The following is a 25,105-nucleotide window of genomic DNA, read 5'->3' as shown; positions in this document are numbered from 1 at the left end:
ACTCAATGCATCACCTCTCCATGGCTGACCGACAGCGCCTGCCCGGTCAGCGGCGCAGCCAGTGCGCTGCCGAGGAACAGGAAAGTACCGGCGAGATCGGCCGGGGTCAGCAGTTCCTGTACCGCCTGGGCGGCGAGGATCAGCGCCAGCTCCTCGCCCTCGCTGCGCCCGCTGGCGGCGGCCATCACCCGCAGCGAACGCATCGCCGCCTCGGTGCCGATCCAGCCCGGACACACGGCGTTGACCCGGATGCGCCGCGACCCCAGCTCCCAGGCCAGCGAACGGGTCAGGCCGATCACCGCGTGCTTGCTGGCGACATAGGCGGAAAAGCCCGGCACGCCTTTCAGGCCCCAGATCGAGGCCTGGTTGATCACGCTGCTGCCGGCGCGCAGCTGGTGCTGCAGGGCGCGGGTCAGGCGCAGCATGGAGGCCACGTTGTTATCCAGTAGCGCCTGCCAGTGGGCATCGGCTGCAGCGCCGAGATCGGCCAGCGGGGTGGCGTACTCGACCCCGGCGTTGTTGATCAGCACATCCAGCGGCCGCTCGCCGCGCTGGGCGGCATAGGCGGCGATGGAGTCACTGTCGGCCAGGTCGACGGCGGCCGCGCTGACCACAGTCAGCGGCGCCAGTTCGTCGGCCACTGCGGCCAGGGCCTCGGCGTTGCGATCGAGCAGTTCCAGGTGCGCGCCCTGTTCGGCGAAGGCGCGCGCCAGGCCACGGCCAATGCCGCTGGCGGCGCCGGTGAGCACTACCTGTTTGCCGCGGTAATCGATCATCGTCATACCGCCGTCAGAAAGGACACGCCAACCGCGCCGTAGAAGCCATCGGCGCGGTGCGGGCCCTGCGGCTCGACCAGCCCGTAGTCGTCGTCGAGCACCCGGCGCAGGCGGTGCTGGTGGAAGCTCTTGAACAGCAGGTGCATCGGCAGCACCTGGGCGTAACTGTCGCCGTACAGCTCGGCGTGCAGTTTGGGCAGGCGGTACCAGGGCGCCACCGGTTTCTCGTGGTGGGCGTTGTGGTAGGCGAAGTTGAGCAGCAGCAGGTCGAGCACCGGCCAGCGCACCGAGACCACGTTGCTGAAGGTGTTCATCTGCTCGTAGGGGCGGTCGCGCAACTTGTCGTCGGGGATCTTGCCGCTGTCCTCGAGCACTGCGAAGGCGTCGTAGGTGTGCTGGTAGGCATCGGTGAAGCGCAGCACGGTGAGCATGATCGACCAGGCCACGAAGTACAGCAGCACAGCCTTCAGCGACACGGCCGCGACCAGGGCGAACAACGCCGTGCGCAGCAGCAGGGTCAGCACCACCTTGCGCCGGTTGGCACGGTGCTTCTCGTTGCGGGTGATGAACGGCAGCACGATCACGTAGTAATGCATGATCAGCTCCACCGCCGGCACATAGGCCCACTCGGCGGCCAGCACCAGCTTGCGCAGCCAGCCGGGGCACTGCTGGTTGAGGAAGCGCTTGGTGTCGAAGGTGATCACGTCGGCGCGGTCGACATGGTGGCGCATGTGCTTCTTGCGCAAGTCCTGGAAGCCGGCGTAGCAGCTGCCACACAGCCAGCTGCACAGCTCGCCGGCGCGCTCGTTGTTCAGCGGCTTGGCGAAGATGGTGCCGTGGGCGAATTCGTGAATCAGGTAGGCGGCGATGATCATCGCGTGGCCAAGCAGCAGGGTGCCGGCCAGGTTGAGCAGCCAGCTGTCGGCGAACAGCAGGGCGAAGCCGGCAGCGTAGCCACCGAAGGCGTAGGCCAGGGCCAGGCTGTTGGCCAGCTTGCCGTCGGCGTAGCGATAGAGCTGGGTGGACATGGGTTCCTCCGGGTTACGGGTGGAGTCATGGGCGGCCTGGATAACCACCTTCGTCGGCTTGGAGCAACGCCGAGCGGTGTGGATAACTACCCGCCCTCAATCCTCGTCACTCCCGCGCAGGCGGGAATCCATTGCGCTGCCTGGCTGGATCCCCGCCTGCGCGGGGATGACAGTGGTAGTCAGGGTGCCTACGGGGTAGCGCCTTTTACTTGCTCAGGGTCTCGACGAACTGGGCGTCGAAGGTGCTGGCGAAGTCGGGAATGGCCGGGATCTGGCCGTTGTCCTTGAGCAGCTGGCCGATCACCGCGCCGCTGCCGAAGAACGAGCTGGTGGCGTCGGACTGGGTGAAGTTCTTGCCCATCTCGGCCAGCGGGATGTTGTACACGCCGCTCATCTGCGCCTTGGCTTCCTCGGCGCTGACGCCAAGCACCTTGCCGATGATCTTGGCCGCCTCGTCCGGGTGGCTCTGCATGTAGGCCAGGCCATCCAGGTAGCCCTGGATCAGCGCCTTGATCGCAGCCGGGCGCTTGGCGATCACCTTGTCGTCGAACACCAGCACGTCGGTGATCAGGCCCGGGGCGTCCTTGGAGGAATACACCACGTGGAACTTGTCGCCGGGCATGCCGAGGATCTGCGACACGTTGGGCTCGTAGGTCACGCCGACCGGCAGGCTGCCGCTGGCCATGGCGCCGGGGATGCCCTCGGGAGTCATGTTCACCGGGCTGATGTCCTTGTCCGTCAGGCCGTGGCTCTTCAGCGCGTAGGCGAGCAGGAAGTCGGACGGCGACAGCGGGTTGAAGCCGACCTTCTTGCCCTTGAAGTCGGCCACCGAGGTGATCGACTTGTCGGCAACAATGGCGTCACCGCCGTTGGAGAAGTCGATCGGCATCACCACCTTGTGGTTCAGGCCCTTGGCTGCACCGCCGACCACCTGGTCGTAGGTGAGCATGCCGCCGTCGAGGGCGCTGCCGACCATGGCCGAGGGAATCAGCGCCGGATCGTTGAAGAACTGCAGCTCGACCTTGAGGTTGTGGGCCTTGTACAGGTCGAGTTCGTCGGCGACGTAGAAGGGTGCGTAACCGGCCCAGACAACGGTGCCGATCTTCATCTTCTCGATGGCCTGGGCGGTAAACGGCAGCACACCGGCAACGGTGGCGAGACTGGCGCAGAGCAGGGTCTTGCGCAGCGAACGCAGGGACAGCAGGGTCATGGCATTGCTCCTACACGTTGGAATTCGGGCACGGGATGACGTCACGTCTCCCGGGCTTTTCTCCCGCCGTGTAGCCCTGATCCTTAGGGCCGGAAAACTCTCGGACCAGCGTCTACTCCTGTAGACCGGAACCCTAGTTCGCCTCTGGTGCAGCTCCAATGTGCCAAGCGTCATGAGCGCCAGCCGACTGCTGCCGGCGCGGGTGACTCATCCCGTTCGAGGGGGATTTTGCAAGTCCGGTGCCAGGCGCGCGCCAATTCCCGAACGCACAGAAAAAACCGCAGCGATTCAGCAACTTGGCGAAATGGACAGGATCAGTCGCAAGGAGCCGGCGGCGCCTCCGGCCCAGGTGCGCGCACCAGAGCCAGGCAGGCCGCCTGTTTTTAGTGCCGGGCGGCGGTGGCCGTGGCGAAGTTGGGCAGGCTGTCCACCGGCTGGGCGAAGTCGAAGGGGATCGACTCCAGGGCCAGGCCGACGTTGCGCTGCACCACGAAGTGCAGGTGCGGGCCGGTGCTGTTGCCGGTGTTGCCGGACAGCGCCAGGGAATCGCCCTCCTCCACCCGCTGGCCTTCCTGCACGCGCACCGAACCGCGGGTCAGGTGCAGGTACACGCCCATGGTGCCGTCGTCATGCAGGATGCGCACATAGTTGCCGGACGGGTTGTTGCCGCGCCCGCTCTGGTGGTTCTCCACCTTGACCACCATGCCCGCGCGCGCCGCAACTATCGGCGTGCCCACCGGCATGGCGATATCCAGGGCATAGCGGCCCTTGGGGGTGAAGTGGCTGTACTTGCCGTTGGCGCCCTGGGTCAGCTTGAACGGCCCGCCGCGCCACGGCAGCGGGTAGCGGAACAGCAGCGGCTGCAGCCGTGGGTCGCCCATGGCGTAGCGCAGGCGCGGCTTGTAGTGCATCGGCTGGGCCGGATCGAGCGGCGCCAGGGTGGCCAGGCGGATATTGCTGCGCGGCGGCAGCACCCAGCGAATCGGCTGTTCGGGCGCGCCGACCACGTTGCTCACGCGGCTGAAGCCCAGCTCGATCTCCACCGGGGCGTACAGGTCGTTGCGCACCAGCAGGGTCTCGCCGGCGTCGTGCTTCTTGGTTTCCAGCTTCACCAGGTTGTCCAGGCGCTCGACCATGCGATCGCGGAACACGAACACCTGGGCGCCGGGCACGGCCTTGTCGCTGTAGGTCACCGTGCCGTTGCGGTCGACATACTTGTAGATGGTCAGCGCGCCGGCCTGACTCGCGGCCAACAGCAGCGCCAAGAAAATGAATGAACGCCCTAGCATAAGTTCGCGGAATTTAATGGTTATTGGTATCCGGGGCTGAGAAGACTAGCAGCGCCCCCGCGGCGCGGCGAGCCCGGCCACCGTGGCCTGTGCGGCAATCGGCAGAGCGCAGCGGGGTTTTCCCCGGCTATCCGACGAAAGGCGCGCGGCAGAGCGCTCAATCCGACCTTGGTCGAACAGGCGCCCGCAGGCCCAGCGCCTAGACTGCCGGCCTGTTTTCCGCTGCCCGAGGACTGCCCCATGTACGCCGAACGCATCCGTCTGCCTGCCCTGCTGGACAAGGTCATGAGCGCCGCCGAGGCGGCCGCCCTGATCGAAGACGGCATGACCGTCGGCATGAGCGGCTTCACCCGCGCCGGTGAAGCCAAGGCGGTGCCGCGTGCCCTGGCCGAGCGAGCCAAGAGCCAGCCTCTGCAGATCAGCCTGATGACCGGCGCCAGCCTGGGCAACGACCTCGACAAGCAGCTCACCGAGGCCGGCGTGCTGGCGCGGCGCATGCCGTTCCAGGTCGACAGCACCCTGCGCAAGGCGATCAACGCCGGCGAGGTGATGTTCATCGACCAGCACCTGTCCGATACCGTCGAGCAGATCCGCAACCTGCAACTGAAGAAACCGGACATCGCGGTGATCGAGGCGGTGGCCATCACCGAGGACGGCCACATAGTGCCGACCACCTCGGTGGGCAACTCGGCCAGCTTCGCGATCTTCGCCGAGCAGGTGATCGTCGAGATCAACCTGGCGCACAACCCCAATCTGGAAGGCCTGCACGACATCTACATCCCGACCTACCGGCCGACCCGTACGCCGATCCCGCTGGTCAGCGCCGAGCAGCGCATCGGCAGCGGCGCCATCCCGATCCCGCCGGAGAAGATCGCCGCCATCGTCATCACCGAGCAGGCCGACTCCTACTCCACCGTCACCGCGCCGGACGCCGACACCCAGGCCATCGCCGACCACCTGATCGCCTTCTTCGGCCGCGAGGTCGATGCCGGGCGCCTGCCGTCCAACCTCGGCCCGCTGCAGGCCGGCATCGGCAGCATCGCCAATGCGGTGATGTGCGGCCTGCTGGAGTCGCCCTTCGAAGACCTGGTGATGTACTCCGAGGTGCTGCAGGACTCCACCTTCGAGCTGATCGACGCCGGCAAGATGCGCTTCGCCTCGGGCTGCTCGATCACCCTGTCGGAGCGCTGCAACGCGCGGGTGTTCGGCAACCTGGAGCAGTACAAGGACAAGCTGGTGCTGCGCCCGCAGGAAATCTCCAACCACCCGGAGATCGTTCGCCGCCTGGGCATCATCGGCATCAACACGGCGCTGGAGTTCGACCTGTATGGCAACGTCAACTCGACCCACGTCGGCGGCAGCAAAATGATGAACGGCATCGGCGGCTCGGGCGATTTCGCCCGCAACGCGCACCTGGCGATCTTCGTCACCAAGTCGATCGCCAAGGGCGGGGCGATTTCCAGCGTGGTGCCGATGGTCAGCCACGTCGACCACAGCGAGCACGACGTCGACATCCTGGTCACCGAGATCGGCCTGGCCGACCTGCGCGGCCTGGCCCCGCGCGAGCGGGCGCGGGCGATCATCGACAACTGCGTGCACCCGGACTTCCGCGGCGTGCTGAACGACTACTTCGTGCGTGCCTGCGCCAAGGGCGGCCACACCCCGCACATCCTGCGCGAAGCCATGCAGTGGCATATCAACCTGGAAGAGTGCGGACGCATGCTCGCGGGCTGAGTCACGTAGAGCGGATGGCGCTTCATCCATCCACCACGGCTCCGCACGACCGGTGGCTTTTGGGCTGTCGGATAGTGCGGAGAGCAGCTCCTGCAGTTGCCGTTGCTCCTGCTGGATTCCCGCCTGCGCGGGAATGACGGCGTGGGTTGGATGCCCTTGTGTACCCCCATGCCTCGTCATTCCCGCGCAGGCAGGAACAGCTGTATCGCTGAACAGCACTTGCGCTGGCCCTAAGGGAGATAATCCAGAGCGCGCGGAGCTGCAGCCATGTAGGGCAGGTGAAACCCGCGCGTCGCACGCAGGTTTCACCCGCCCTACGCGCCTCGCCCATCCACTACGGCCTTTCCTGAATGCACAACGGCGCCCTGAGGCGCCGTTGGCGTTGCCGCGTGGCGCTCAGGCGCCAGGGGTGAAATGCTTCTGCGCGCTACCGCGGGCAATCAGGCGCGACAGGTAGTCGAGCTTCTGCGGGTCGCGGTCGACGAACTTGAAGGTCAGCTGCAGCCATTCGCTGTCCGGCTTCGGCTCCAGCGCCGCCACCGCATGCAGGTAGCCGTTGAGGCGCGCGGTCTCGGCGGCCTCGCCCTGCTCCAGATCGAGCACCGCGCTTTCCAGCACCTGCGGCAGCAGCTCGCCACGCCTGACCACCAGCAAGGCTTCCTTGAGGCTGAGCGCCTTGATCACGCAGTCCATGCTGCCGCCGGGCAGTCGCAGCTGGCCCTGGCCACGGCCGCTGGGCGCTGCGCTGGCAGCCTTGGGCGCCGGCTTGGCCGCGGCTTCTGGCTTGGCAAAAGCAGCGGCAGCGGCCGGCGCGGCAGGCTTGGCGGCGGGCTTGACCACTTCGCTCTTGCCGCCGGTGAGGGCAGCCAGCGAGTCGTTGGCGAAAGCGCCGCTGCTGAGCATCTTCGGTGGCGCGCTGGCGGCCAGGGCCTGCAGCTTGCCGGCGCGGTGCAGGGCCTTCTTCACCTTGGTGATCAGCTGTTCGTTGGAGAAGGGCTTGCCGATGAAATCGGAGACGCCGGCCTGGATCGCCTGAACGACGTTTTCCTTGTCGCCACGGCTGGTCACCATGATGAACGGCACGATTTTCAGGCTGTCCTGCTCGCGGCACCAGGTGAGCAGTTCGAGGCCCGACAGCTCGGGCATTTCCCAGTCGCAGAGGATCAGGTCGACCGGCTGCCGGCTGAGCATCTGCTGGGCCTTGCGCCCATTGATCGCTTCTTCGATCTGGATACCGGGAAAATGATCGCGCAGCCCCTTCTTCACCAGATCACGAATGAAGGTTGCGTCGTCCACTACCAGCACGCTGACTTTGCTCATCGACCACTCCTGACAGAATGTCGGTAAGCATAGCTGCGGATGATGGCCCAAGGCCAACTGGCAGGCCTCGGTGATTTCCCCAGCAGACGACCGGGCCGCGGCCCGGTGTCTGCCCAGTGACTCATTCGCCCTTGGCGGTGCCCTGCACTTCTTCCTGCATGCGCGCCAGACCGAGGTGGCGCACATCGGTGCCGCGCACCAGGTAGATCACCAGTTCGGCGATGTTGCGCGCATGATCGCCAATGCGTTCCAGCGAGCGCAGCACCCAGATGATGTTCAGCACGCGGGTGATCGAGCGCGGGTCTTCCATCATGTAGGTGACCAGCTCGCGCAGGGCGGTCTTGTACTCGCGGTCGACGGTCTTGTCGTACTGCGCCACCGACAGGGCCAGGTCGGCATCGAAACGGGCGAAAGCGTCCAGCGCCTCCTGCACCATCTTGCGTACCTGGTCACCGATGTGGCGCACCTCGACGTAACCGCGCGGCGACTCACCTTCCTCGCACAGCAGGATGGCGCGCTTGGCGATCTTCGACGACTCGTCGCCGATGCGCTCGAGGTCGATCACCGACTTGGAGATGCTGATGATCAGGCGCAGGTCGGAGGCGGCCGGCTGGCGGCGGGCGAGGATGCGCAGGCATTCCTCGTCGATGTTGCGCTCCATCTGGTTGATCTGGTCGTCGATCTCCCGCACCTGCTGGGCCAGACCGGAGTCGGCGTCGATCAGCGCGGTGACCGCGTCGTTGACCTGCTTCTCGACCAGGCCGCCCATTGCCAGAAGATGGCTGCGCACCTCCTCCAGCTCGGCGTTGAACTGCTGGGAGATGTGATGGGTGAGGCTGTCTTTGTTGATCATGTGAGAGTCCTGAGCCGGGATTTGCATCTTCTCCCCCACTCGCGGGAGAGGGGGTGGGGCGGGCCGCGTTCGGATGTGGGAGGCCCAGCCATCTGGAACTCCCTCACCCTAACCCTCTCCCTGAGGGAGAGGGGACTGTCCTGCGTTAGCCGTAGCGACCGGTGATGTAATCCTCGGTCTGCTTCTTCGCCGGGTTGGTGAACAGGGTGTCGGTGTCGCCGAACTCGATCAGCTTGCCCATGTACATGAACGCGGTGTAGTCGGAGACCCGCGCGGCCTGCTGCATGTTGTGGGTGACGATGACGATGGTGTACTTGCTCTTCAGCTCGTAGATCAGCTCTTCGACCTTGAGGGTGGAGATCGGGTCGAGGGCCGAGCAGGGTTCGTCGAGCAGCAGCACTTCCGGCTGCACCGCCACGGTACGGGCGATTACCAGGCGCTGCTGCTGGCCGCCGGAGAGGCCGAGGGCGGAGTCATGCAGGCGATCCTTCACTTCGTCCCACAGGGCGGCGCTCTTCAGCGCCCATTCGACGGTCTCGTCGAGCACGCGCTTCTGGTTGATGCCCTGGATGCGCAGGCCGTAGACCACGTTCTCGTAGATGCTCTTGGGGAACGGGTTGGGCTTCTGGAACACCATGCCGACGCGGCGACGCAGCTCGGCGACGTCCACGCCCTTCTTGTAGATGTCGTGGCCGTCGAGGCGGATCTCGCCCTGTACGCGGCAGCCGTCGACCAGATCGTTCATCCGGTTGAAGGTGCGCAGCAGGGTCGACTTGCCGCAGCCGGACGGGCCGATGAAGGCGGTCACCCGCTGTTTCGGGATGTTCATCGACACGTCGAACAGCGCCTGCTTGTCGCCGTAGAACAGGTTGAGGGCGGGCACTTCCAGGGCGACAGTTTCCTGCGCCAGGTTGAGGCCCTGCTTCTGCCGGCCAAGGGCGGCCAGGTCGATACCGTGGGTGTGTACTTCGTGCTGCATGGGAGGCTCCCTACGCTAACAATTCGTTCAAGCCGCCGCGGCCGGTGCCGCGGCGACGCAAGTCATCAATGATCCAGCGCCTTGTACTTCTCGCGCAGGTGGTTGCGGATGAACACCGCGCTCAGGTTGAGCAGGGCGATCACCAGCACCAGCAGCAGCGCGGTGGCGTACACCAGCGGGCGGGCGGCTTCGACGTTGGGGCTCTGGAAGCCGACGTCGTAGATGTGGAAGCCCAGGTGCATGATCTTCTGGTCGAGGTGCAGGAACGGGTAGTTGCCGTCCACCGGCAGGCTCGGCGCCAGCTTGACCACGCCGACCAGCATCAGCGGTGCCACTTCGCCGGCGGCGCGGGCCACGGCGAGGATCATGCCGGTCATCATGGCCGGGCTGGCCATCGGCAGTACCACCTTCCACAGGGTCTCGGCCTTGGTCGCACCAAGGGCCAGGGAACCTTCGCGCAGGGCCCGCGGGATGCGCGCCAGGCCTTCCTCGGTGGCGACGATCACCACCGGCACGGCGAGCAGCGCCAGGGTCAGCGAGGCCCACAGCAGGCCCGGGGTACCGAAGGTCGGCGCCGGGGCGGACTCGGGGAAGAACAGGCGGTCGATCGAGCCGCCCAGCACATAGACGAAGAAGCCCAGGCCGAACACGCCGTAGACGATCGCCGGGACGCCGGCCAGGTTGTTCACCGCGATGCGGATGATGCGGGTCAGCGGGCCCTGCTTGGCGTACTCGCGCAGGTAGATGGCCGCCAGCACGCCGAACGGGGTGACGATCACGGCCATGATCAGGGTCATCATCACGGTGCCGAAGATCGCCGGGAACACGCCGCCCTCGGTGTTGGCCTCGCGCGGGTCGTCGCTGAGGAATTCCCACAGCTTGCTGAAGTAGAAGCTCAGCTTGGTGGCGACGCCCATGGCGTTCGGCTGGTAGGCGTGCACCACCTTGCCCAGGCCGATTTCCTGCTCGCGACCGTCGACCGTACGCACCGTCACGCTGTCGCGGTTGAACTGCTGGTGAAGCTCGACCAGCTGGGCCTCGAGCACCTTGTACTGGGCATCCAGTTCGGCGCGGCGGGCATCCAGGTCAGCCTGGGCGGTGGCGTCCAGGCGCTTCTCCAACTCCAGCTTGCGGCTCTGCAGGCGCAGCTGTTCGAGGCCGTAGTTGATGTGGCCGATGTCGCTCTTCTGCAGGCGACTGATCTGCTTGAACAGCTCGTCGCTGCGCTTCAGGCGCTCTTGCAGCTCGTTCCAGGCAGCATCGCCATCGGCCACCACCTTGCCGTCCTGTTTGACGTTGACCAGGTAGCCATAGAAGTTGCCCCACTCGCGGCGTTCCAGGGTCAGCAGCTGCTCGGGCTGGCGCACGTTGCTCAGCCACTCGGCGACCACCCAGCTGAAGTCGGCGCCAAACACTTCGCGGTTGCCGACCTTGAACAGCTCGCGGGTCATGAACTCGCCGCCCTTGGTGTCAACCGGCATGCCGGCCGAGGCCAGGCGTGCACGCGGCACTTCTTCCTTCTGCACCAGCTCGCCGGCGATCACTCGCGCGGCTTCGCCGGGCACCTGGTAGTCGGCCTCGATCACGTCGGCCGGCCAGAAGTGGCCTAGACCGCGCACGGCGATCACCGACAGCAGGCCGATGGTCATGATCACGGCGATGGACACGCCGCTGGCGGTCATCCAGACCCAGGGGGCACCGCTCTTGAACCAGGATTTGAGGTTCTGCTCTTTGCTTTTCACGGACGTCTACCTTCCCAGTTCTCAGAGCGACGCGTATTTCTTGCGCAGGCGGGTACGGATCATTTCCGCCAGGGTGTTCATCACGAAGGTGAAGCTCAGCAGCACCAGCGCGGCGAGGAACAGCACGCGGTAGTGGGTACTGTTGACCTCAGACTCGGGCATCTCCACCGCCACGTTGGCGGCCAGGGTGCGCAGGCCTTCGAAGATGTTCATGTCCATGATCGGCGTGTTACCGGTGGCCATCAGCACGATCATGGTTTCGCCGACCGCGCGGCCGAGGCCGATCATCAGCGCCGAGAAGATGCCCGGGCTGGCGGTGAGGATGACGACCCGGGTGAGGGTCTGCCAGGGCGTGGCGCCGAGGGCCAGGGAACCCTGAGTCAGGCTCTTGGGCACACTGAACACGGCGTCTTCGGCGATCGAGTAGATGTTCGGGATCACCGCAAAGCCCATGGCCAGGCCGACCACCAGGGCATTGCGCTGGTCGAAGGCGATACCCAGGTCGTTGCTGATCCACAGGCGCATGTCGCCGCCAAAGAACCAGTTCTCCAGGTGGCCGCTCATGCCCAGCGAACCGGCACCGACCAGCAGGATCACCGGAATCAGCAGCGCCGACTCCCAGCCATCCGGAATCAGCAGGCGGATGCGCTCCGGCAGGCGGCTCCAGGCGTAGGCGGCGAACAGCACACCGAGCGGAGTGAGCAACAGCAGGCTGAAGATGCCCGGCAGGTGACCTTCAACATAGGGCGCGAGGAACAGACCGGCGAAGAAGCCAAGGATCACCGTCGGCAGCGCTTCCATCAGCTCGATCACCGGCTTGACCTTGCGACGCATCGCCGGGGCCATGAAGTAGGCGGTGTAGATCGCCGCGCAGATGGCCAGCGGGGCGGCCAGCAGCATGGCGTAGAAAGCTGCTTTCAAGGTGCCGAAGGTCAGCGGCGCCAGGCTCATCTTCGGTTCGAAGTCGCTGTTGGCCGAGGTCGACTGCCAGACGTACTTGGGCTCGTCGTAGCTCTCGTACCAGACCTTGCCCCACAGCGCACTCCACGACACTTCCGGGTGCGGGTTGTGGATCACCCAGCGCTGCAGCTGCGCGCCATTGGCCAGCAGCAGGCGGTTGGCGCGCGGCGACAGGGCGCCCAGGACGCTACCGTCGGCAACCTTCTCGGTCAGCAGGGTGCGGTGCGCGGTACTGTGGAAGATGCCCACCTGACCTTGCGCGTCCAGGGCGACAAAGCCCTTGCGGCGCTCCTCGGGGAGGATCTGGGTGATCGCCGCGTTATCCAGCTGGAAGCTGCGGATCGGCGTCAGCGCGGACTTGCCGTCGGCATCACGCACCATGAACCACTGGCCGATGCCGCCCTGGCTGTCGCCGATCAGCAGCGAGATGCCACCGAGCAGCGGGCTCACGCTGGTCACCGCGGCATCACCGTGGAGCAGGGTGTAGCGGCCGTTGAGGCTCTTGCTGCGCAGGTCGAAGACATCCGCGGTGGCCTTGCCGTTGAGCACGTAGAGCCACTGCTGGCGCGGGTCGATGACCAGCGCTTTGACCGGGTCGGCGATCTGCGGCAGGGCGATCTGCTCCTGCTCCAGGCTGACTTCGCCGGTCATCATGTTCTCTTCACGGCTGATCGCCAGCAGCTGCAGCTGGGCACCGTTGGAGCCGGCCAGCATCAGGCTGTCGCCGTTGTCGCTGACCGCCACGTGCTCGAGCGGCAGGCCCTCGGCGTTGAGGGCGATGGGCGCCTCGCCGAACGGATAGCGCAACACCGGAGTGATGGTCTTGACGTTGTTCGGGTAGCTGACCTTGTACTCGTGCTGGAACACCAGCACCTGGCCGTTGGACAAACCCAGGGCAACGCGATGGCTGCCCGGCTGATCCTGGCTGACCGAAACCACGCTGACGCCGGCCGGCAGCGGCAGCTGGTAATCCTTGAGGGCGTCACCGCTCTTCAGGTCGAAGAACTGCACCTGGCCGCTGCGCTCCAGGCGCATGGCCACCTTGTTCTGTTCTTCCACGGCGAGCAGCAGGGCCTCGCCCTTGCCGGCCAGCCAGCTGGGCTGCTGGGCCGGGCGCGCGGTGATCTCGGCACCGGCGAAGATCGGCATGACCACGTAGGCCAGGTAGAAGAAGATCAGGGTGATACAGGCCAGCACGGCCAGGCCGCCGACGGAAACGTACCAGCGCGCCAGGCGATCCTTGAGGGCGCGGATGCGGCGCTTGCGTTGCAAGGCCGGGGTATTGAAGTCCAGCCGGTGGCTGTTCGAGGAAGCGCTCATGCTGTTGTTGGCCAGGTCGTTCATGAGGAATTCTCGCGGGCGAAGGCCGCTTGTTTTGCAGGGTCTTCAATCTAGCCGTCTTGTGTGACAGAAAGATTACAGCGTGGTGACGCGACAACGCCCGCCGCTCCAGAGGAGGGCGGGCGTCAGCGCATGGCAGCCGCGACGGATGGGCGCGGCGCCACTGGGCCTGGGGATTACAGGCCGGCTTCTTTCAAGGCTTTCTCAACCACTTTGGACGGCAGCGGGATGTAACCATCCTTGACCACCACTTCCTGACCCTGCTTGGACAGCACCATCTTGACGAATTCGGCTTCCAGCGGCGACAGCGGCTTGTTCGGTGCCTTGTTCACGTAGACGTAGAGGAAACGCGCCAGCGGGTATTTGCCGGACAGGGCGTTGGTTTCGTTGGCTTCTTCGGTCTCGCCCTTCTTGTTGACCAGCGGTACGGCGCGCACGCTGGCAGTCTTGTAGCCGATACCGGAGTAGCCGATGCCGTTCAGCGAGGAGCTGATCGACTGCACCACGGAAGCCGAACCCGGCTGCTCGTTGACGTTAGGCTTGAAGTCGCCTTTGCACAGGGCTTCTTCCTTGAAGTAGCCGTAGGTGCCGGATACCGAGTTGCGCCCGAACAGCTGGATCGGCTTGTCGGCCCACTCGCCGGTCAGACCGACGTCGCCCCAGGTCTTGATGCCGCTACCGCCGCACAGGTGGGTGGCGGAGAAGATGCCGTCGACCTGCTGCATGGTCAGCTGCTTGATCGGGTTATCCTTGTGCACGAACACGGCCAGGGCGTCGATCGCGACCGGGATGGCGGTCGGCTTGTAGCCGTACTTCTCTTCGAAGGCCTGCAGTTCGTTGTCTTTCATGGTGCGCGACATCGGGCCGAGGTTGGCGGTGCCTTCGGTCAGGGCGGGCGGCGCGGTGGAGGAGCCGGCGGCCTGGATCTGGATGTTCACGTTCGGGTAGAGCTTCTTGTAGTCCTCTGCCCACAGGGTCATCAGGTTGGCCAGGGTGTCGGAGCCGACGCTGGACAGGTTACCCGATACACCGGAAGTCTTTTCGTAGGTCGGCAGAGCCGGGTCGATAGCAGCCACCGCCGATGCGGCGCTTACGCCAGCGGCGACGAAAGTCAGGGCCGCCATCAAACGCTTGAGTTTCATGCCTTGCTCCTAGCAGGAAGGGGTTGTGATGGAACGGGCCCAAGTATCCGCAGGCCGCATGAACACTCTATGACTGGATTGTGACAATTGGATGAAGGCCGGCAGGTCCGTGCAATTTTGTATGCTGCAGGCCAATACCGTCAGGAGCATGCCCATGCCACGCCCTCGCCTGCTGCCGTTCTGCCTGCTGGCCCTGGCCTGCCTGGCCCATGCCGAAGAAGCCACGCTGAGCGTGGAGGCCGGCACCGGCCCCAACCCGCAGCTGCCGCCGCCGAACCCGGGCCTGCTGCCAACGGTGAACATCGCCCCCGCCGTGGGCTGGCCGGCCGGCGGCAAGCCCACGGCGGTGGCCGGCACCCAGGTCAACGCCTTCGCCGAGGGCCTCGACCACCCGCGCTGGCTGTACCTGCTGCCCAACGGCGACGTGCTGGTGGCCGAGAGCAATGCGCCGCAGCGCGGCGAAGGCTTCAACGTCAAGGACTGGATCGCCGGCAAGATCATGCAGCGTGCCGGTGCCGGGGTGGCCAGCGCCGACCGCATCACCCTGCTGCGCGACAGCGACCACGATGGCGTGGTCGACCTGCGCACGGCGTTCCTGGAGAACCTGCATTCGCCCTTCGGCATGGCCCTGGTCGGCAATGACTTCTATGTGGCCAACGCCGACTCCCTGGTGCGCTTTCCCTACCAAGCAGGGCAGACGCGGATCAGCGGCGCGCCAACGCTGGTCACCGAACTGCCCGCGGGGATCAACCACCACTGGACCAAGAACGTCATCGCCAGCCCCAACGGCAGCAAGCTCTACGTGACCGTCGGCTCCAACAGCAATGTCGGCGAGAACGGCCTGGAGATCGAGGAAGGGCGCGCGGCGATCTGGGAGGTCGACCGCGCCAGCGGCGCCAAGCGCCTGTTCGCCAGCGGCCTGCGCAACCCCAATGGCCTGGACTGGGAGCCACGCAGCGGCGCGCTGTGGACGGCAGTCAACGAACGCGACGAGATTGGCAGCGACCTGGTGCCGGACTACATCACCTCGGTCAGGGACGGCGGCTTCTACGGCTGGCCCTACAGCTACTACGGCCAGCATGTGGATGAGCGGGTACAGCCGCAGCGCCCCGACCTGGTGGCCAAGGCCCTGGTGCCCGACTACGCCCTCGGCCCGCATACCGCCTCGCTGGGGATCGCCTTCGTTCGCCACAGCGCCCTGCCGGGCATGGACGAAGGCCTGTTCGTCGGCCAGCACGGCTCGTGGAACCGCAAGCCGCACAGCGGCTACAAGGTGATCTTCGTACCGTTCAAGGACGGCAAGCCGAACGGCATGCCGGTGGACGTGCTGAGCGGCTTCCTCAGCGCCGACGGCGAGGCGCTGGGCCGCCCGGTGGACGTGATCGAGGACAGCCAGGGAGCCCTGCTGGTAACCGACGATGTCGGCAACAAGGTCTGGCGGGTTACACCCAAGCCCTGACCGGCGCGCCAGCGCTTTAGGTAGGGCGGGTGAAACCCGCGGTGGCACCATCGCGGGCTTCACCCGCCCTACGCTTACCCAAACTCAGCGGCGCTGGCTGGCCAGGTAGATACCCACGGCCAGCCCCAGGCCGCACAGGGCCAGCACGTAATAGGCCGGGCCCAGCGGGTTGGCCTTGAGCAGCAGGGTCACCAGCATCGGGGTAAGGCCGCCGAAGATGGCGTAAGCCAGGTTGTAGGAGAACGACAGCCCGGAGAAACGCACCACCGGCGGGAAGGCCTTGACCATCACATAGGGCACCGCGCCGATCACCCCCACCGCCAGGCCGGTCAGGGCGTACAGCGGGAACAGCCAGTCCGGATGGGCCTTGAGGCTGCTGTAGAGCGTCCACGACAGCACGGCCAGCAGCAGGCTGCCGCCGATGAAGGTGCGCCCGGCGCCAAAGCGATCCGCCAGCAGGCCGGAGGCGATACAACCGAAGGTGAGGCAGACGATGGCCAGGCTGTTGGCCTTCAGCGCCGTAGCGGCGGCAAAGCCGTACTGGCTCTGCAGCAGGGTCGGGGTCATCAGGATCACCACCACGATGCCGGCGGTGAGCACCCAGGTCAGCAGCATCGACAGCAGCACTGCCGCGCGGTGTTCGCGCAGCACGGCCTTGAGCGGCAGCTCGGCGGCCAGCGCTTTGCGCTGCTGCAGCTCGGCGAATACCGGGGTCTCGTGCAGCCACTGGCGCAGGTACACGGAGAACAGGCCGAATACCCCGCCGACCAGGAACGGCACGCGCCAGGCCCAGTCCAGCACCTCTTCGGGGCTGTACAGGCTGTTGATCAGGGTCGCCATCAGCGAACCGAGCAGGATGCCGAAGGTCAGCCCGGAAGTCAGGGTGCCGCAGGCGAAGCCGATATGCCGCGCCGGCACGTGCTCGGCGACGAATACCCAGGCGCCCGGCACTTCACCGCCGATCGCCGCGCCCTGGATCAGGCGCAGCAACAGCAGCAGCAGCGGCGCGGCCATGCCGATCTGCGCGTAGGTCGGCAGCAGGCCCATCAGCAGGGTCGGCACCGCCATCATGAAGATGCTCAGGGTGAACATGCGCTTGCGCCCGAGCAGGTCGCCGAAGTGGGCCATGATCACCCCGCCCAGCGGGCGTGCCAGGTAGCCGGCGGCGAAGATGCCGAAGGTCTGCATCAGGCGCAGCCACTCGGGCATGTCGGCCGGGAAGAACAGCTTGCCAACCACCGCGGTGAAGAACACGAAGATGACGAAGTCGTAGAACTCCAGCGCGCCGCCCAGGGCGGAGAGCGAAAGGGTCTTGTAGTCGCTGCGGATCAGGGGACGCGCCACGGGGGCGGCGCTGGCGAGTTCGCTGGGCATAGGGCGTCGTTCTTATGAGGTGGCAAGGCTGCGCCGCACCCTAGCAAATTTGGCTCCAGGCTGCAGCTTCCCCGGCAAAAGCGGGACTGCACGGTCGTCCTTTGACGCGCACCTCTATATACTGCGCACGGCCCGCTCAGCGCGGGTCGCAGCCTGCCACCGACACAGCCAACGATAAGAATCGACCCGCGGGGCCCAGCAGCATGATCGAACTCGAACAGGAAGACCCCATCCCTCAGGGCGATCTGGCCTTGCAGATCACCGCCTTGCCGCGCGAAACCAACGGTTTCGGCGATATCTACGGCGGCTGGCTGGTGTCGCAGATGGATCTGGCCGGCACCGCCATGGCCAGCAAGGTGGCCGGCGGGCGTGTTGCCACCGTGGCCATCGACCGCATGGCCTTCCTGGTTCCGGTAGCGGTGGGCGCCCAGCTGTCCTTCTACACCCAGGCTCTGGAGGTCGGGCGCAGCTCGATCCAGATGCTGGTCGAGGTATGGAGCGACGATCCGCTGTCCAGCGAGTGGCGCAAGGTCACCGAAGCGGTGTTCGTGTTCGTCGCCATCGACGGCAGCGGGCGCACCCGCCCCGTTCCGCCACGACGCGGATAAGCCCGGAATAGACAACGCCGACTTCAAGTCGGCGTTTTTCTGCGCGCTTGGCCTTTGCCCGCCACTGCGGTCAAATGCAGGCAGTCCCTTTGGAGAACAGGCACATGAGCCAGGCACAGGTTGAACGGGTGGAGCTCGACGAGCTGGTCTGCTGGCGCGTACGCCAGGGCCGCAGCGAGCTGCTGGTGGCGCAACAGGGCGCCCAGGTGCTGCGCTTCCAGCAGGGCGAACAGCCGCCACTGATCTGGCTCAGCGAAGAGGCCGCCTACCGCCGCGGCCAGTCGGTACGCGGTGGCGTACCGGTGTGCTGGCCGTGGTTCGGCGACCTGCAGCGCAACCCGGCGGCGCTGCAGGCGCAGCACGCCAATCCGGCCCAGGCGGCAGCCCATGGCGGGGTGCGCGGACTCGACTGGCAGCTGCTGGGCATCGACAGCCAGGACGACGCGGTGGAGCTGCGCTTCGCCTTCGACAGCCGCCAGCAGCCGCTGGCCGACTGGGCCCAGGCAGCCAGCCTGGAGCTGCGCATCCGCCTCGACCAGCGTCTGCACCTGGAACTGAGCAGCCGCAACCATGGCGACCAGCCGCTGGCCCTGAGCCAGGCGCTGCACACCTACCTCGGCGTCAGCGACATCCGTCAGGTCAGCGTCGCCGGCCTCGACGGCTGCCGCTACATCGAGACCCTGGACGGCTGGCAGGAACGCCGCCAGCAGGGCGAGCTGAGCTTCGCCGGCGAGACCGACCGCATCTACCTCGACGTACCGCCGCAGCTGAGCCTGTTCGACGCCGGCTGGCGCCGCCGCATCCACCTGCAGGCCAGCCAGTCGCGCTCGGCAGTGCTGTGGAATCCGTGGATCGACAAGGCCAAGCGCCTGTCGCAGTTCGCCGACGACGCCTGGCAACGCATGCTGTGCATCGAGACGGCGAATGTCTGGGACGACTGCCTGGAGCTGGCACCGGGCGCCAGCCACAGCCTTGGCCTGAGCCTGTGGAGCGAGCCGGCGTAGGGCGGGAAAACCCGCGCTACCCGCGGTAACCCCTATAGATCGTCGTCGGTCACCACCCGCACCAGGCTGGCATCGAGGGCATAGGCGGCATCGGCAAGGTCGTTGCTGACCGTCTCGATGTGCAGCGGCCCCTCGACCCACAGCGGCGCATAGATGTCGTCGAGGGCGATGCCCTGGGGATAGCGCACCAGCACGATCTGGTTCGGTGGCGGCGGTGGCACATGGATGCAGGCGCCCGGATAGGGCACCAGGAAGAACAGGGTGCTGCGGCCCTTGGCGTCACTCTCCAGCGGCACCGGGTAGCCACCCAGGCGGATCGCCTTGCCGTTCAGCGCGGCCACGGTCTTGGCCGAATACATCACTGCCGGCATGTCCTTGTCCTGCTGCTTCAGCCCGCCCTGGCTGCCGAAGGTGCCATCCGCTTCGGGCGTGTCGTGGCTGATCTCCGGCATGGCCTCCAGGGCCTGCTGGTCTTCGGCCGGCATCAGCTCCAGCCAGTCGGTTTCGGGCAGTTCGGCATGGGCCAGCAGCGGCAGCAACAGCAGGGTCAGAAGAAGGCGGCGCATACGCGGGTCTCGGCTCGGCAAAGCGGCTAAGACTAACCCTGCCGCGGGCCGGTTCCCAGCCGCCTCAGCTCTTTTTCAGCACGCCGTAGAGCAGCAGCAGGACGATGGCGCCGACCACCGCGCCGATAAAGCCGGCCGCCTGCCCCGCCGCATAGATGCCCAGCGCCTGGCCGCCGTAGGTGGCCGCCAGCGAGCCACCGATACCGAGCAGGATGGTCATGATCCAGCCCATGCTGTCATCGCCGGGTTTGAGGAAGCGGGCCACCAGGCCTACGATCAGGCCGATCAGAATAGTGCCGATAATGCTCATGGTGTGCTCCTTTTGAGAGGCCTGAAACGAACAAGGCGCGCCGCGAGGCACGCCTTGTTGTGACCGGAGCACAGCGGCAGGGTTCAACCCTGGATCAGCGCCTCGACCTCGGCGATGCGCGCCTTGAGGGTTGCCATGTCCTTGCTGCGCAGGGTGGCATGACCGACCTTGCGCCCGGCCTTGAAGGCCTTGCCGTAGTGGTGCAGGTGGCAGTCGGCGATGGCCGCGACCTTGCTCACCTCCGGCACGCTGCCGAGGAAGTTGAGCATGGCGCTCTCGCCCACCTTGGCGGTGGAGCCCAGCGGCAGGCCGGCAACGGCGCGCAAGTGGTTCTCGAACTGGCTGCACTCGGCGCCTTCGATGGTCCAGTGCCCGGAGTTGTGCACCCGCGGGGCGATCTCGTTGGCCTTGAGGCCACCGTCGACTTCGAAGAACTCGAAGGCCAGCACGCCGACGTAATCCAGCTTGGTCAGCACACGGCCGACGTAATCCTCGGCCAGCGCCTGCAGTGGGTGCGCGGTGCTGGCGATGGACAGGGCCAGCACGCCGCTGTCGTGACGGTTGTGCACCAGCGGGTAGAAGCGCGTCTCGCCGTCACGGGCACGTACGGCCACCAGCGACACTTCGCCGGTGAACGGCACGAAGCCTTCGAGGATGCACGGCACGCTGCCCAGCTCGGCAAAGGCACCGACCACGTCTTCCGCCTTGCGCAGGACTTTCTGGCCCTTGCCGTCGTAGCCCAGGGTGCGGGTCTTCAGCACTGCCGGCAGGCCGATGGCGGCTACCGCGGCATCCAGGTCGGCCTGCGACTGGATATCGGCGAATTCCGGGGTGGGGATGCCGAGATCCTTGAACATCGACTTCTCGAACCAGCGGTCACGGGCGATGCGCAAGGCCTCGGCGCTCGGGTACACCGGCACGAACTGGGAGAGGAAGGCCACGGTCTCGGCCGGCACGCTCTCGAACTCGAAGGTCACCAGGTCGACCTGGTCGGCCAGCTGGCGCAGGTGCTCCTGGTCGCCGTAGTCGGCGCGGATATGCTCGCCGAGGGCCTGGGCGCAGGCATCCGGCGCCGGGTCGAGGAAGGCGAAGCTCATGCCCAGCGGGGTGCCCGCCAGAGCCATCATGCGGCCCAGCTGGCCGCCACCGATTACGCCGATCTTCATCTGTTGGGCCTCGCTCAGGAACGCGGATCCGGGTTGTCCAGCACGGTCTGGGTCTGCTCGTCGCGGAACTGCTTCAGACGCTCATGGAATTGCGGGTGCTGGTGGCCGAGGATGCTGGCCGCCAGCAGGGCAGCGTTGACCGCACCGGCCTTGCCGATGGCCAGGGTGGCGACCGGAATGCCGGCCGGCATCTGCACGATCGACAGCAGCGAGTCGACGCCCGACAGCACGGCCGACTGCACCGGCACACCCAGCACCGGCAGGTGGGTCTTGGCCGCGCACATGCCCGGCAGATGGGCGGCGCCGCCGGCACCGGCGATGATCACCTGGATGCCACGACCGTCGGCCTGCTCGGCGTACTGGAACAGCAGATCGGGAGTGCGATGGGCCGACACCACCTGCACTTCATAGGGGATGCCCAGCTTTTCCAGCATCTCTGCGGTGTGACTGAGGGTGCTCCAATCGGACTTGGAGCCCATGATCACGCCAACCAGTGCGCTCATCGTTTTGCCTCTAGCTCGGGCGCCTTGCGGCGCGACAAAAACCAACAAGCCACGCATTCGGCGTGGCTTGTTATGTGCGGGCCAGGCCGCATGGGGCCTGGAGGCGGCGCAGTATACCGGAAAGCGGCGGACGTCGCGCCCCCGCCGTGACCATTTGTCAGCTGGCGGTCACGCGCCCTGCCCCAGACCGCCTTCCAGCTTGCGCCAGAGCAGGCGGATCGCCGCCTTGCGCGACAGCACGCAGCGGTACAGGCGGATCTCCAGCGGCACCTGCCAGTGTTCGCTGCCACAGATGGCCAGCTCGCCGCGGGCCAGTTCGGCGGTGACCGATAGGCGCGGCACCCAGGCCACACCGAGGCCCTGCATGGCCATGCTCTTCAGACTGTCGGCCATCGCCGTCTCGTACACCGTGCTGGAGCGCAGGGCGCGCTGGCGTAGCAGCTGGTTGACCGAGCGACCGAGGAAGGCGCCGGCGCTGTAGGCCAGCAGCGGCACGCTCTGCCCGCTGTCGAGGTCGAACAGCGGCACACCGTCGTCGCCCACCGCACATACCGGCAGCATCGAGGTGGCGCCCAGGTGCAGCGAGGGGAAGATCTCCGGCGCCAGCTGCAGCGCGGCGTCCGGGTCGTAGTAGGCGAGGATCAGGTCGCAGGCACCTTCGCGCAGGGCGTGGATCGCCTCGCCGACGTTGCTCGCCACCAACCGGGTATTCAGCGGCAGGCCCTCGCGGCGCAGGCGGGCGATCCATTCCGGGAAGAAACCGAGGGTCAGCGAGTGCGCGGCGGCGATCTGCAGCACCTCGCCCTGCTGGCCTTCGACATTGTGCAGGTGACGCACCACCTCGCCGAGCTGCTCGACCATGTTGCGCGCAGTGACCAGGAACAGCTGGCCGGACTCGGTCAGCTCCACCGGCGTGCGCGAGCGGTTGACCAGGGTCAGGCCCAGCGCCGCCTCCAGGCTGCGGATGCGCCGGCTGAAGGCCGGCTGGGTGACGAAGCGCTTTTCCGCCGCCTGGGAAAAGCTGCGGGTGGCGGCCAGGCTGACGAAGTCTTCCAGCCACTTGGTTTCCAGGTTCATTGCTTCCTCGGCTTGGCTTTCAGCGACTTGGCTGCGTTAGGAGAGGTGTGCCTAAGGGGAACAGCACCCCAACAAGCGTTCGATATTATGCACGCGCGACATTTCTGCTGGGTCACTGCGACATTATGCCGTTTGTGCATACCATAGCCTCTAACAGCATTAGCCGACAAACGGGTTAAGCCCCATTCTATTGGGCATCGCGGCAATCGCCGTATCCATCAGAGATGAATCTCATCATGTCCGCTGCTGCATCCACCCGCATCGAAAAAGATCTGCTCGGCAAACTTGAAGTGCCTTCCGAGGCCTATTACGGCATCCAGACCCTGCGTGCCGTGCAGAATTTTCGACTGTCCGGTGTACCGCTGTCGCACTACCCGAAACTGGTGATCGGCCTGGCCATGGTCAAGCAGGCCGCCGCCGATGCCAACCGCGAGCTGGGCCACCTGTCCGCCGCCAAGCACACCGCGATCAGCACCGCCTGTGCACGCATCATCCAGGGCGAGTTCCACGAGCAGTTCGTGGTCGACATGATCCAGGGCGGTGCCGGCACCTCGACCAACATGAACGCCAACGAGGTGATCGCCAACATCGCCCTGGAAGCCATGGGGCACGAGAAGGGCGAGTATCAGCACCTGCACCCGAACAACGACGTGAACATGGCGCAGTCGACCAACGACGCCTACCCGAGCGCCATCCGCGTCGGCCTGCTGCTCGGCCACGACAGCCTGCTCAACGCCCTGGACAAGCTGATCCAGGCGCTGGCCTCCAAGGGCCTGGAGTTCGGCCATGTACTGAAGATGGGTCGCACCCAGCTGCAGGACGCCGTGCCGATGACCCTCGGTCAGGAATTCCGCGCCTTCGCCACCACCCTCGGCGAAGACCTGCAGCACCTCAAGCGCCTGGCCCCGGCCCTGCTCACCGAAGTGAACCTGGGCGGCACCGCCATCGGCACCGGGATCAACGCCGACCCGGCCTACCAGAAGCTGGCCGTCGAGCGCCTGGCGATCATCAGCGGCCATCCGGTGGTGCCGGCAGCCGACCTGATCGAGGCCACCTCGGACATGGGCGCCTTTGTGCTGTTCTCCGGCATGCTCAAGCGCACCGCGGTCAAGCTGTCGAAGATCTGCAACGACCTGCGCCTGCTCTCCAGCGGCCCGCGCACCGGGATCAACGAGATCAACCTGCCGGCACGCCAGCCGGGCAGCTCGATCATGCCGGGCAAGGTCAACCCGGTGATTCCGGAGGCGGTCAACATGGTGGCCTTCGAAGTGATCGGCAACGACCTGGCGCTGACCCTCGCCGCCGAAGGCGGCCAGCTGCAGCTGAACGTGATGGAGCCGCTGATCGCCTACAAGATCCTCGACTCGATCCGCCTGCTGACCCGCGCCATGGATATGCTGCGCGAACTGTGCATCGACGGCATCACGGCCAACGAGCAGCGCTGCCGCGAGCTGATGGAGAACTCCATCGGCCTGGTCACCGCGCTGAACCCCTACATCGGCTACGAGAACGCCACCCGTATCGCCAAGACCGCGCTGGACACCGGCCGCGGCGTGCTGGAACTGGTGCGCGAGGAAAAGCTGCTGGACGAAGCCACCCTGGCCGACATCCTGCGCCCGGAGAACATGATCGCACCGCGTCTGGTGCCGCTGCAGGGCTGACCCTTCATCGACCGAGAGGCACCCCCACGCCTCTTTTAGGGATGGCCTCGGCCATCCCGTTTTATCGCTCACCCCGGGCTGGCTCCACCACCCGAGGCGATAACGAAACGTCTGAGGCTCACCAGGCCAGACGTCTTCCCTTCTGACCCGCCCTCTCGGCGGGTCTTTTTTTGCCCGTCATTCCAGCTCGAACAGGCCGTTGGACAGCGGCGGCCCGGCCAGGCGCTGGCGAATGTCGAGGTCGATGCGCGGGTCGTCCGGGCGGTACAGCATGATCTGCCGGTAGGCGTTGACCCGGTTGATCTCGGTGCCGAGGAACTCCCACACCACCCGGGTGCAGGCCGGGTTGCGCCCGTCGCCGCTGGATACCCCGGTCTTCAGGCCATTGAGACGACTGATGCGGCTCTTGAAGCTGGGGATCAGGATGGTCTGACTCATCTCGTTGATGGTCAGCGACTCGTAGTCCATCAGGAACAGCCGATCCTGCAGCTGGAAGGCCGCGCCCAGGTAGCGGCAGCGCACCCAGTCCTCGGCCTCGCCGGCGCGGCTGCGCTCCTGGCGTTCCTGGCGCTCGAACAGGAAGGTGCCGCGCTCCTCGCGCAGGTGCACCAGCGACAGCAGGATGTAGCCCGGCACCGACATGCAGTTGGAGTATTCGAAGTAATAGCCGCAATAGCGCCCGAGGTTGCCGGCGTTGTCACGCAGCGGCTGCAGCAGCTCCAGCAGCGGATCGCCTTCGGCAACCTTGCCCGGCGTGGCGCCACGGGCGCCGATCAGGCGGGCGAACTGCTCCGGCGGCTGGCCCAGCTCGTAGTCCTCGACGCCGAAGAAATCGCAGATGCGCTTGAGGTTGTAGGCCGTCGGCCGGCTCTGCCCGCTGAGGTACTTGTTGAACTGGGCGCGATTGATCGCCAGCTTGCGGCAAACCTCGGCGATCGAGCGGTAGTGGCTGCACAGCAGCTTGAGATTGTCACCGAGGTGCTCGGACATGGCGGCCACCAGA

At 66.2% G+C, this 25,105-nt stretch carries 22 protein-coding genes and 1 riboswitch; of the genes, 5 read left to right on the top strand and 17 right to left on the bottom strand.

Features of this window, described 5'->3' with window-relative positions; all coding sequences use genetic code 11:
* Window positions 1-2: 2 nt before the first annotated feature.
* From A9179_RS00615 to A9179_RS00600, 4 genes are all read right to left on the bottom strand, one after another.
* Window positions 3-776, bottom strand: coding sequence for an SDR family NAD(P)-dependent oxidoreductase (locus A9179_RS00615; protein WP_262410491.1), 774 nt, complete (start codon window positions 774-776; stop codon window positions 3-5).
* 2 nt (window positions 777-778) lie between these two features.
* Window positions 779-1,804, bottom strand: coding sequence for a fatty acid desaturase family protein (locus tag A9179_RS00610; protein ID WP_187803932.1), 1,026 nt, complete (start codon window positions 1,802-1,804; stop codon window positions 779-781).
* Window positions 1,805-2,009: 205 nt separating this feature from the next.
* Window positions 2,010-3,008, bottom strand: coding sequence for an ABC transporter substrate-binding protein (locus A9179_RS00605; protein ID WP_187808462.1), 999 nt, complete (start codon window positions 3,006-3,008; stop codon window positions 2,010-2,012).
* 51 nt (window positions 3,009-3,059) lie between these two features.
* Window positions 3,060-3,162: riboswitch (guanidine-I (ykkC/yxkD leader) on the bottom strand.
* Window positions 3,163-3,397: 235 nt separating this feature from the next.
* The gene (locus tag A9179_RS00600) at window positions 3,398-4,303 is read right to left on the bottom strand and encodes a peptidoglycan DD-metalloendopeptidase family protein (protein ID WP_187803931.1); all 906 of its coding nucleotides are present in this window, start codon (window positions 4,301-4,303) and stop codon (window positions 3,398-3,400) included.
* A 240-nt stretch (window positions 4,304-4,543) separates the two neighbouring features.
* Between A9179_RS00600 and A9179_RS00595 the strand changes: the two genes are divergently transcribed.
* On the top strand, window positions 4,544-6,037 hold the full coding sequence (locus A9179_RS00595; protein WP_187803930.1) for an acetyl-CoA hydrolase/transferase family protein: 1,494 nt from the start codon (window positions 4,544-4,546) through the stop codon (window positions 6,035-6,037).
* 396 nt (window positions 6,038-6,433) lie between these two features.
* On the opposite strand, the gene A9179_RS00590 is transcribed toward A9179_RS00595, so the two are convergent.
* From A9179_RS00590 to A9179_RS00565, 6 genes are all read right to left on the bottom strand, one after another.
* Window positions 6,434-7,357, bottom strand: a complete 924-nt coding sequence (locus A9179_RS00590) for a response regulator (protein ID WP_187803929.1) — start codon at window positions 7,355-7,357, stop codon at window positions 6,434-6,436.
* Between the two features lie 121 nt (window positions 7,358-7,478).
* A complete protein-coding gene (gene phoU, locus A9179_RS00585; protein WP_187803928.1) occupies window positions 7,479-8,210 on the bottom strand; it encodes a phosphate signaling complex protein PhoU in 732 nt (243 codons plus the stop codon).
* A 145-nt stretch (window positions 8,211-8,355) separates the two neighbouring features.
* The gene (gene pstB / locus A9179_RS00580) at window positions 8,356-9,189 is read right to left on the bottom strand and encodes a phosphate ABC transporter ATP-binding protein PstB (protein ID WP_187803927.1); all 834 of its coding nucleotides are present in this window, start codon (window positions 9,187-9,189) and stop codon (window positions 8,356-8,358) included.
* 65 nt (window positions 9,190-9,254) lie between these two features.
* Window positions 9,255-10,871 (bottom strand): phosphate ABC transporter permease PstA, encoded by a 1,617-nt coding sequence (gene pstA, locus A9179_RS00575; protein ID WP_223123262.1) that lies wholly within the window; start codon window positions 10,869-10,871, stop codon window positions 9,255-9,257.
* Window positions 10,872-10,952: 81 nt separating this feature from the next.
* Entirely contained in the window at window positions 10,953-13,235 is a 2,283-nt protein-coding gene (locus tag A9179_RS00570; protein ID WP_187803925.1) for an ABC transporter permease subunit, read from the bottom strand.
* A gap of 173 nt (window positions 13,236-13,408) precedes the next feature.
* On the bottom strand, window positions 13,409-14,374 hold the full coding sequence (locus A9179_RS00565) for a PstS family phosphate ABC transporter substrate-binding protein (protein WP_187803924.1): 966 nt from the start codon (window positions 14,372-14,374) through the stop codon (window positions 13,409-13,411).
* A 154-nt stretch (window positions 14,375-14,528) separates the two neighbouring features.
* Between A9179_RS00565 and A9179_RS00560 the strand changes: the two genes are divergently transcribed.
* Window positions 14,529-15,833 (top strand): PQQ-dependent sugar dehydrogenase, encoded by a 1,305-nt coding sequence (locus A9179_RS00560; RefSeq protein WP_187803923.1) that lies wholly within the window; start codon window positions 14,529-14,531, stop codon window positions 15,831-15,833.
* A gap of 84 nt (window positions 15,834-15,917) precedes the next feature.
* Here A9179_RS00560 and A9179_RS00555 read toward each other — a convergent pair whose 3' ends face one another.
* Window positions 15,918-17,207, bottom strand: a complete 1,290-nt coding sequence (locus tag A9179_RS00555; protein ID WP_187803922.1) for an MFS transporter — start codon at window positions 17,205-17,207, stop codon at window positions 15,918-15,920.
* 203 nt (window positions 17,208-17,410) lie between these two features.
* On the opposite strand from A9179_RS00555, the gene A9179_RS00550 reads away from it, so the two are divergent.
* On the top strand, window positions 17,411-17,815 hold the full coding sequence (locus A9179_RS00550; RefSeq protein WP_137974555.1) for an acyl-CoA thioesterase: 405 nt from the start codon (window positions 17,411-17,413) through the stop codon (window positions 17,813-17,815).
* A gap of 104 nt (window positions 17,816-17,919) precedes the next feature.
* Window positions 17,920-18,819: a D-hexose-6-phosphate mutarotase gene (locus tag A9179_RS00545; RefSeq protein ID WP_187803921.1), complete on the top strand. Its 900-nt coding sequence runs from the start codon at window positions 17,920-17,922 to the stop codon at window positions 18,817-18,819.
* Between the two features lie 32 nt (window positions 18,820-18,851).
* Here A9179_RS00545 and A9179_RS00540 read toward each other — a convergent pair whose 3' ends face one another.
* From A9179_RS00540 to A9179_RS00520, 5 genes are all read right to left on the bottom strand, one after another.
* A complete protein-coding gene (locus A9179_RS00540) occupies window positions 18,852-19,385 on the bottom strand; it encodes a DUF3299 domain-containing protein (protein WP_187803920.1) in 534 nt (177 codons plus the stop codon).
* Between the two features lie 64 nt (window positions 19,386-19,449).
* A complete protein-coding gene (locus A9179_RS00535) occupies window positions 19,450-19,695 on the bottom strand; it encodes a GlsB/YeaQ/YmgE family stress response membrane protein (protein WP_187803919.1) in 246 nt (81 codons plus the stop codon).
* An 83-nt stretch (window positions 19,696-19,778) separates the two neighbouring features.
* Window positions 19,779-20,861: a 5-(carboxyamino)imidazole ribonucleotide synthase gene (locus A9179_RS00530; protein WP_187803918.1), complete on the bottom strand. Its 1,083-nt coding sequence runs from the start codon at window positions 20,859-20,861 to the stop codon at window positions 19,779-19,781.
* Between the two features lie 14 nt (window positions 20,862-20,875).
* Window positions 20,876-21,364 carry a 5-(carboxyamino)imidazole ribonucleotide mutase gene (gene purE, locus A9179_RS00525; RefSeq protein WP_187803917.1) on the bottom strand — a complete coding sequence of 163 codons (489 nt, stop codon included), beginning with the start codon at window positions 21,362-21,364 and terminating at the stop codon, window positions 20,876-20,878.
* A gap of 168 nt (window positions 21,365-21,532) precedes the next feature.
* Window positions 21,533-22,441, bottom strand: coding sequence for a LysR substrate-binding domain-containing protein (locus A9179_RS00520; RefSeq protein ID WP_187803916.1), 909 nt, complete (start codon window positions 22,439-22,441; stop codon window positions 21,533-21,535).
* A 236-nt stretch (window positions 22,442-22,677) separates the two neighbouring features.
* On the opposite strand from A9179_RS00520, the gene aspA reads away from it, so the two are divergent.
* Window positions 22,678-24,102: an aspartate ammonia-lyase gene (aspA, locus tag A9179_RS00515; protein WP_187803915.1), complete on the top strand. Its 1,425-nt coding sequence runs from the start codon at window positions 22,678-22,680 to the stop codon at window positions 24,100-24,102.
* A 177-nt stretch (window positions 24,103-24,279) separates the two neighbouring features.
* Here aspA and A9179_RS00510 read toward each other — a convergent pair whose 3' ends face one another.
* Entirely contained in the window at window positions 24,280-25,092 is an 813-nt protein-coding gene (locus A9179_RS00510) for a helix-turn-helix domain-containing protein (protein WP_187803914.1), read from the bottom strand.
* Window positions 25,093-25,105: the final 13 nt, after the last annotated feature.

The organism is Pseudomonas alcaligenes, assembly GCF_014490745.1.
Classification (GTDB): Bacteria; Pseudomonadota; Gammaproteobacteria; order Pseudomonadales; family Pseudomonadaceae; genus Aquipseudomonas; species Aquipseudomonas alcaligenes_C.
This window is presented reverse-complemented; position numbering and strand designations above follow the sequence as displayed.